Source organism: Streptomyces sp. A18 (assembly GCF_059026065.1).
This window is the reverse complement of sequence record NZ_JBWLKL010000014.1, coordinates 183,123-190,624: the sequence shown is the minus strand read 5'-3', so window position 1 is coordinate 190,624 and position 7,502 is coordinate 183,123. Positions and strand designations below refer to the sequence as shown.

General features: G+C 70.4%; 6 protein-coding genes. All 6 read right to left on the bottom strand.

Annotated features, from left to right (window positions below; genetic code table 11):
- Positions 1-1,091 (bottom strand): flavodoxin-dependent (E)-4-hydroxy-3-methylbut-2-enyl-diphosphate synthase (ispG, locus tag AC5P1C_RS23230; RefSeq protein ID WP_493867822.1); only part of this gene is annotated, 1,091 nt, incomplete at its 3' end.
- Between the two features lie 4 nt (positions 1,092-1,095).
- Positions 1,096-2,118, bottom strand: a complete 1,023-nt coding sequence (gene hpnH, locus AC5P1C_RS23225) for an adenosyl-hopene transferase HpnH (protein ID WP_493867821.1) — start codon at positions 2,116-2,118, stop codon at positions 1,096-1,098.
- Between the two features lie 5 nt (positions 2,119-2,123).
- The gene (locus AC5P1C_RS23220; RefSeq protein ID WP_493867820.1) at positions 2,124-2,774 is read right to left on the bottom strand and encodes a phosphorylase family protein; all 651 of its coding nucleotides are present in this window, start codon (positions 2,772-2,774) and stop codon (positions 2,124-2,126) included.
- Positions 2,774-4,768 carry a squalene--hopene cyclase gene (shc, locus tag AC5P1C_RS23215; RefSeq protein ID WP_493867819.1) on the bottom strand — a complete coding sequence of 665 codons (1,995 nt, stop codon included), beginning with the start codon at positions 4,766-4,768 and terminating at the stop codon, positions 2,774-2,776. The genes AC5P1C_RS23220 and shc overlap by 1 nt, the downstream gene beginning before the upstream one ends.
- Positions 4,769-4,869: 101 nt before the next feature.
- Positions 4,870-6,000 carry a polyprenyl synthetase family protein gene (locus tag AC5P1C_RS23210; RefSeq protein WP_493867818.1) on the bottom strand — a complete coding sequence of 377 codons (1,131 nt, stop codon included), beginning with the start codon at positions 5,998-6,000 and terminating at the stop codon, positions 4,870-4,872.
- The gene (hpnE, locus tag AC5P1C_RS23205; protein WP_493867817.1) at positions 5,997-7,409 is read right to left on the bottom strand and encodes a hydroxysqualene dehydroxylase HpnE; all 1,413 of its coding nucleotides are present in this window, start codon (positions 7,407-7,409) and stop codon (positions 5,997-5,999) included. The genes AC5P1C_RS23210 and hpnE overlap by 4 nt, the downstream gene beginning before the upstream one ends.
- Between the last annotated feature and the right edge of the window lie 93 nt (positions 7,410-7,502).

Sequence of the window (7,502 nt, the reverse complement as noted above, 5' to 3'; positions counted from 1 at the left end):
TCGATGAGGGTCTCCACGATCTTCGACTCGGGGACGGTCTTGATGACCTCGCCCTTGACGAAGATCTGCCCCTTGCCATTGCCGGACGCGACACCGAGATCCGCCTCACGGGCCTCCCCCGGCCCGTTCACGACACACCCCATGACCGCGACGCGCAGCGGCACTTCCATGCCGTCCAGGCCCGCGGTGACCTCGTCGGCCAGCTTGTACACGTCCACCTGCGCCCGCCCGCAGGACGGACAGGAGACGATCTCCAGGCGGCGTTGGCGCAGGCCCAGGGACTCCAGGATCTGGATGCCGACCTTGACCTCTTCGGCGGGCGGCGCGGACAGCGAGACCCGGATGGTGTCGCCGATGCCCTCGCTCAGCAACGCCCCGAACGCCACCGCCGACTTGATCGTGCCCTGAAAGGCGGGGCCCGCCTCCGTCACACCGAGGTGCAGCGGATAGTCACTGGCTGCGGCCAGTTGCCGGTAGGCGTTGACCATGACCACCGGGTCGTTGTGCTTCACGGAGATCTTGATGTCCCCGAAGCCGTGCTCCTCGAAGAGCGACGCCTCCCAGAGGGCGGATTCGACCAGGGCCTCGGGGGTGGCCTTCCCGTACTTCTGGAGGAGGCGCGCGTCCAGGGAGCCCGCGTTGACGCCGATCCGGATCGGCGTACCGGCGTCGCTCGCGGCGCGCGCGATCTCCTTGACCTTGTCGTCGAACTGCTTGATGTTGCCGGGGTTCACCCGCACCGCCGCACACCCGGCGTCGATCGCCGCGAAGACGTACTTCGGCTGGAAGTGGATGTCGGCGATCACCGGGATCTGCGACTTGCGCGCGATGGTCGCGAGGGCGTCCGCGTCGTCCTGTGTGGGGCACGCGACCCGCACGATCTGGCAGCCGGACGCGGTGAGTTCGGCGATCTGCTGCAGCGTCGCCCCTATGTCGGACGTACGCGTCGTCGTCATGGACTGCACCGAGACGGGCGCACCGCCCCCCACGGCCACCGGCCCGACCTCGATGCGCCGCGAGAGGCGACGCTCCGCGATCGGCCGGACCGGCAGCTCAGGAAGGCCCAGTGCGACAGGCGTTCCAGGGGTCATGACGTCACCCGCGGTTTCCGGAGACCGTCTCACGGGCGGCGCGGATGGACTCCTTGAGGGAGCCCATGGTGGCGAGGACGGCGGTCGGTTCGTAGCCGCAGTGCGCCATGCAGTTGGCGCACCGCGGGTCCTTGCCGCGGCCGTACTTGCTCCAGTCGGTCTCCTCGACGAGCTCCTTGTACGTGGGGACGTACCCGTCGCTCATCAGGTAGCAGGGGCGCTGCCAGCCGAAGAGCGAGTAGTTCGGAATCGCCCACGCGGTGCACGGGAAGTCCGCCTTGCCCTCGAGGAAGTCGAGGAACAGCGGCGAGTGGTTCAGGCGCCAGCGCCGCCTGTTGCCGCCCGCGAAGGCCTTCTTGAAGAGTTCGCGGGTCTGCTCGACGCCCAGGAAGTGCTCCTGGTCCGGCGCCTTCTCGTAGGCGTAGGCGGGCGACAGCATCATCTCGTCGACTTCCAGCTCGTCGTTGAGGAAGTTGAGGACCTCGATGATGTTCTGCGGGGTGTCGTTGCTGAAGAAGGTGGAGTTGGTGGTCACCCGGAAACCGCGTTTCTTGGCTTCCTTGATGGCCTCCACCGCCTCGTCGAACACACCCTCCTTCGCGACGGATTCGTCGTGCCGCTCCCGCATCCCGTCGATGTGCACCGCGAACGCGAAGTACGGAGAAGGCGTGAACTTCTCCAGCTTCTTGCGCAGCAGCATGGCATTGGTGCAGAGGAAGACGTACTTCTTCTTCGCCACCAACTGCCGCACGATCTCGTCGATGTGAGGGTGCATCAGCGGCTCGCCACCGGCGATCGACACCATCGGCGCACCGGATTCAAGGACGGCGCCGACGGCCTGGGCCACCGGCATGCGCTGCTTGAGCACTCCGGCCGGGTGCTGGATCTTTCCGCATCCCTCGCACGCGAGATTGCAGGCGAAGAGCGGCTCCAACTCGACGATCAGCGGAAACTTGTCACGCTTGCGGAGCTTCTGTTCAAAGAGATACGTCGCGACCTTGACGGTCTGGCGCAGCGGCATGGCCATCTGGCTCACCTCCGAGGGAGCAAAGAAGAACGGTGCCATTCGAAAAAAGCGGGAAGCACGGCACGAAGAACACGGAAAGCTGATATTCCACCGCGCACCGTGCCGATACGGACGAGTTCGTGCTGTGGGGCGTCCACGACCACCCGGACGGCGGCAACCGGCCGGTCTCCCACCCGCATCGCGCTGTGCAGCGTCGCCGCGGACTCCATGTCCACCGCGATGGCGCCCGTGGCGAGCAGGTCGGCGCGTTCGTGTCCGCGGACGACATGGTCGGAGCCGGTGAGCGGGCCGGTGTGCACGGTGCGGCCGGGCACGGCGCGCACGAGCTCCTTGACCAGCAGTTCGGTGCCGACGCAGGGCGTGTGGCCGTGTGCGTCGCGGGTCTGGTCGGCGACGACCAGGTCCCCGGGGTGCATGCCGGGGGCGAGCCCGGCGCAGAAGCCGGTGGCCACGACGGCGGCGTGGCGCAGCGGCTCCTTGCCGAGGGCGCCGGTGACGGCGCGCTCGGCGTTCTTGGGGCCCATGCCCGTACGGAGCATGGTGACCCGCCCGTGCGCGCCTCCGCGGTCGCCCATACGCAGGGCGAGGTGCTCGATGCCGAGCGCGCAGGCGATCAGCAGCGGTGCGGGGTCCGGCACGGCCGGGGCCTGGCCCATCAGCCCCCCTTGGCGGAGAGGCCCGCGAACGGCTCCCCGTTGACGTACCGGCCGAGGGCTGTGAGCGGGAACACCTGCCGGTAGAGGTGGTAGTTGATGGAGAAGTCCCAGGGGAAGCCGGTGCCGGTGAAGTACGGCTCGTCCCAGGAGCCGTCGTCCCGCTGCGTCTCGGCGAGCCAGGCGACGCCCCGCTCCACGGCCTTGGAGTCCCGCTCACCGGCCGCGATCAGGGCGAGCAGCGCCCAGGCGGTCTGTGACGCGGTGGAGGCGCCATGACCGCGCCACTCCTCGTAGCGGTAGGAGCGCAGGTCCTCGCCCCAGCCTCCGTCGTCGTTCTGCACCGACTCCAGCCAGCCGACGGCGCGGCGCAGCGCCGGGTGCGAACCGGGCAGTCCCGCCGCGGTGAGCGCGGGCACCACGGACCCTGTCCCGTATACGTAGTTGACCCCCCAGCGGCCGAACCAGGAGCCGTCCGCCTCCTGTTCGGCGAGCAGCCACTCGATGCCACGCCGGGTGCGCGGGTCGTGCGCCTTGCCCTCGATGGCGAGCATCTCGACGACATGCCCGGTGACGTCGGCCGACGGCGGGTCGATGACCTCGCCGAAGTCGCAGAACGGCAGCCGGTTGGGGAACGGGCTGGTGTTGTCGGCGTCGAAGGCGGCCCAGGCCCCGTTCTTGGACTGCATGCCCAGGTTCCAGCGCACTCCGCGGGCGATGGCGTTCTCCATGCGCGCGCGGTCCGGGTGGTCCACGCGGCGCAGGGCCAGGACGACCTCGGCGGTGTCGTCGATGTCCGGGTAGTTGTCGTTGTGGAACTCGAACGCCCAGCCGCCCGGGGCGAGTTCGGGCCTGCGCACGGCCCAGTCACCCGGGCGCGCGATCTCCTCGGCGAGCATCCAGTCGGCCGCTTTGATGAGCTGCGGGTGGTCGGCGGGCACGCCCGCGTCGGCGAGCGCGATGGTTGCCAGGCATGTGTCCCAGACCGGCGACTGGCACGCCTCGATCATCCGGGCGCCGTCCTCGCGCCAGACCGCGAACCGGTCGAGCGACTCGAGTCCCGCCTTGAGGACCGGGTGTTCGAGGTCGTAGCCGAGCAGGTGCAGCGCGATCACGGAGTAGACGGCGGGCGGCTGGATGCCGCCCCAGCAGCCGTCGTTCTCTTGGCGTTCGATGATCCAGCGGGCGGCACTGTTCATCGCCGCCTTGCGTACTTTGCGTGGGGCGACCTTGCGGTAGAGGTGCAGCGCCTTGTCGAGGCGCTGGAAGACGCCGTCCCAACTCCCCATGGGTGCAAGGGGCTTGCCCGGGTTCGGCAGGCGCGCGTCGCTGTGCAGCTCGTCCAGCGGGAAGGGCGCGGGCCGTACGGGCCGCTTGGCGGAGACGACCGTGAGCGGCACGATCGTCTGGCGGGCCCAGCACCCGAAGTCGTAGATGTTGAGGGGCAGCCACTTGGGGAAGTAGATGAGCTCCGGCGGGAGTTCGGGCAGGTCGTCCCACTTCCACCAGCCGAACAGGGCGAGCCAAATGCGGGTGAAGACGCGGCTCTCGGCGATGCCGCCCTGGTCGCGGATCCAGGCGGAGGCCTTGGCCATGTGCGGGTCGTCGGGGGCGTCGCCGGCCAGACGCAGCGCGACGTACGCCTCGATGGTGGTGGAGAGTTCACCGGGACCGCCGTAGAAGGTGGCCCAGGTGCCGTCGTCGCGCTGCTCGCCCCGGATGAAGAGCGCGGCGGCCCGGGTGGTCTTCTCGTCCCGGATCCCCAGGAACTGACGGAGCAGCAGGTCTTCGGCGTCCATCGTCACGTTCGTGTCGAGGTCGCCCTTCCACCAGCCCTGGGCGTCCTGCTGCGCGAGCAGGAATTCGGTGGAGCGATGTATGGCGCGCGCGGCGGCGTCACGTGGCCCTGCCGTCGCGGCGGTCGGGTCGAGTGGCTGGCTGGCCGAGGTTGCGCGGGGCGTCACCGCTCCGGTGCTTCCGTCGGTCGTCGCTGTCATGGCTTCCCCTTCGTGCAGTCGTCTTCTCTGCTGTGGGTCCGCCGTCGGCCGACGCGCTGGGCGCCGGCCGGCGACTGCGAGTCATATGCGTCCGATAGTGATCATCTCTTCCGTACGACGACGAAGTCGGCGAGGGCGACGAGCTGCGCCCGCACCCGGTCCGGCATCTGGACGGTGTCCAGGGCTTCGATGGCGATGGTGTGCTGACGCCGGGCCTCGTCGGCGGTCCACCCACGGCCGCCCGCCTGCTCGATCAGGGCGGCGCGTGCGGCGAACTCCTCCTCGGAGAAGCTGTCGAAGTCGTTGCTCTTGGCATCGGCCGCGAGCAGCTCGGCGAGCTGCTCGGACGCCGGACCGCCGGCGGCGAGCGCGGCCACGACCGGCAGTGACTTCTTGCGCTGGCGAAGGTCGCTCCAGGTCTGCTTCCCGGTGGCCTCCGGGTCGCCCCAGATGCCGAGGAGGTCGTCCACGGCCTGGAAGGCGAGGCCGAGGTGGTAGCCGTACTTCTCCAGGGTGTCGGCGGTGCGGTCGTCGGCGCCGCCCAGGACCGCGCCGATGGAGACCGCGCAGGCGAGCAGGGCGCCGGTCTTGTTGCCCTCCATCTCCAGGCACTCCTCGACGGTGACCCGCTCTCGGTGCTCGTAGGAGATGTCCTGCGCCTGGCCGTCGATCAGGGCGCGGGTCGCGGTGGTCAGGCGGCGCGTGGCACGGCCCGCCTCGACGGTGCCGATCTCCAGGAGGATCTCGTTGGCGAGCGCGAAGAGGGCGTCGCCGACGAGGATGGCCTGGGCCGGGCCGTGCACCTTCCACACCGTGTCGCGGTGGCGGCGCTGCTCGTCACCGTCCATCAGGTCGTCGTGCAGCAACGAGAAGTTGTGCACCAGTTCGACGGCGACGGCTCCGGGCACACCGACCTCCGGCGCGGCGCCCGCGGCCTCGGCGGAGAGCAGGGCGAGGGCGGGGCGCACGGCCTTGCCGCCGTCGCCGTCCGACGGGTTGCCCTCGGCGTCGATCCAGCCGAAGTGGTAGGCGGCGACGGTGTCCATGGGCGGCGCGAGGCGGTCCACGGCCGACCGCAGCACCGGGGTGGCCAGCGTCCTTCCGCGCTCGAGCAGTGAGGTCACGTCCACCGTGTCGGCAGCCGATTCGGCCGAGGGCACAGTCGGCACAGTCTCTCCTCTTGTTCCGGTGCTGGATTTCTGGGGACCTGACCCCAGAAGGGCTGGCTTCACGCGGCCTCCTCGACGTAGAAGAGGTGATCCCGCGGGCGGTCTAGTGCACGGAGAGCCGCCCCGGCGGCACTGATGCCACTGCGGACGGCGCCCTCCATGGTCGCGGGCCACCCGGTGGCGGTCCACGCCCCGGCCAGGTACAGGCCGGGAGCCTTCGTGCGGGCACCGGGCCGCAGCCGTCCCACGCCGGGAGTCGGCGCGAACGTCGCGGTGCGCTCCCGGGTCACGAAGAAGTCCCGTACTTCGGCGCCGTGCGCTGCGGGCAGCAGCCGCTCCAGCTCCGGCAGATAGCGCTCGCGCAGCGCGGCGACGGGCGCGTCGATCTCGTCCTGGGCGGCGGACTGGGACACCGCGATGTACTGGCCGTCGGTGAGCCCGGAGGCGTCGGTACGGTCGAAGACCCACTGCACCGGAGAGCCGATGGCCGCGAAGAAGGGGCGCTTGAGGACCTTGCGGTCGTAGACGACGTGGATGTTGAGGATCGGCGCGGTGTCGATGTCGAGCAGCCGGTCGGGCTCGTCGAGGGCGCCCTCCGGGAGGAGGTCGTGGGTCTCGTGCTGCGGCACGGCGAGCACGACGGTGTCCGCCTCGATCTCCTCACCGGGAACTTGGACCTTCCAACCTCCGTTCCCCGTACGGGAGATGGAGGTGACGCGTGTCCTCAGTTCGGTTCGCACGCCCGCGGAGTCGAGCGCCTTGCGGGCGAGCGTGTCATGGAGGTCACCGAGGGGCACGTGCGACCAGCCGATGTCGGCGGCACCCGGCTCCGAGAGCAGCCCGGTCTTGAAGACCATCGCGGCGAGCCCCAGCGAGGCGTCTGACGCGACGGCGTTCAGCGTGGCCACGCCGACCAGGTCCCACAGGGCCTCGACGGCGCGCGCCGACTGACCGTGCGCGGCGAGCCAGCTGCCGAAGTCCTGGCCGTCCAGCTTCGGGTCGGCCGGGTCGAGCCCCTTGAGGGCGAGCGCGGCGCGCCCCACGTTGGCGCGCTCCGCGAGCGACAGATGCGGGTACGTGGCGAGGCTGGCCGCCAGGTGCAGCGGCACAGGCAGCGCGGTGCGGCGCAGGCGCCCGAGCCGGTTCCGGTCGGCGTCGAGGACGGGCACGTCGAGACGTTCCTGCAGGGGTGCGAGGGCCGCCCCGTCGACGCGGTCGAGGAACCAGCGGTAGGCGGTGCAGCAGCGCAGATAGACGTGCTGGCCGTTGTCGACGGTCAGCTCGCCGCGCTTGAAGGAGAAGGCCAGCCCGCCCAGGCGCGGCCGTCCTTCGAGCAGTGTCACGCGCAGGCCCGCGTCGGCGAGGGACAGCGCCGCGGTGACGCCGGCGAGACCGCCGCCGACCACCACGGCGGCCCCCCGGCCGGCGCTGCCGTCGGCCTCCGCGGTCGATCGCGTGTCGTCGTCGCTCATGCCCGTTCCCCCTCGGCCGTTGCAGTCTGGGACGCCGGGGCCCGGTGAAGGGTTGCCAGGCGGATGCACGAGGTCGCCCTACGTTCACCGCAT

Coding starts and splice junctions, on each gene's coding strand:
- hpnH (WP_493867821.1), bottom strand. CDS start 2,118: ATGGCCATGCCGCTGCGCCAGACCGTCAAGGTCGCGACGTATCTCTTT.
- AC5P1C_RS23220 (WP_493867820.1), bottom strand. CDS start 2,774: ATGGGCCAGGCCCCGGCCGTGCCGGACCCCGCACCGCTGCTGATCGCC.
- shc (WP_493867819.1), bottom strand. CDS start 4,768: ATGACAGCGACGACCGACGGAAGCACCGGAGCGGTGACGCCCCGCGCA.
- hpnE (WP_493867817.1), bottom strand. CDS start 7,409: ATGAGCGACGACGACACGCGATCGACCGCGGAGGCCGACGGCAGCGCC.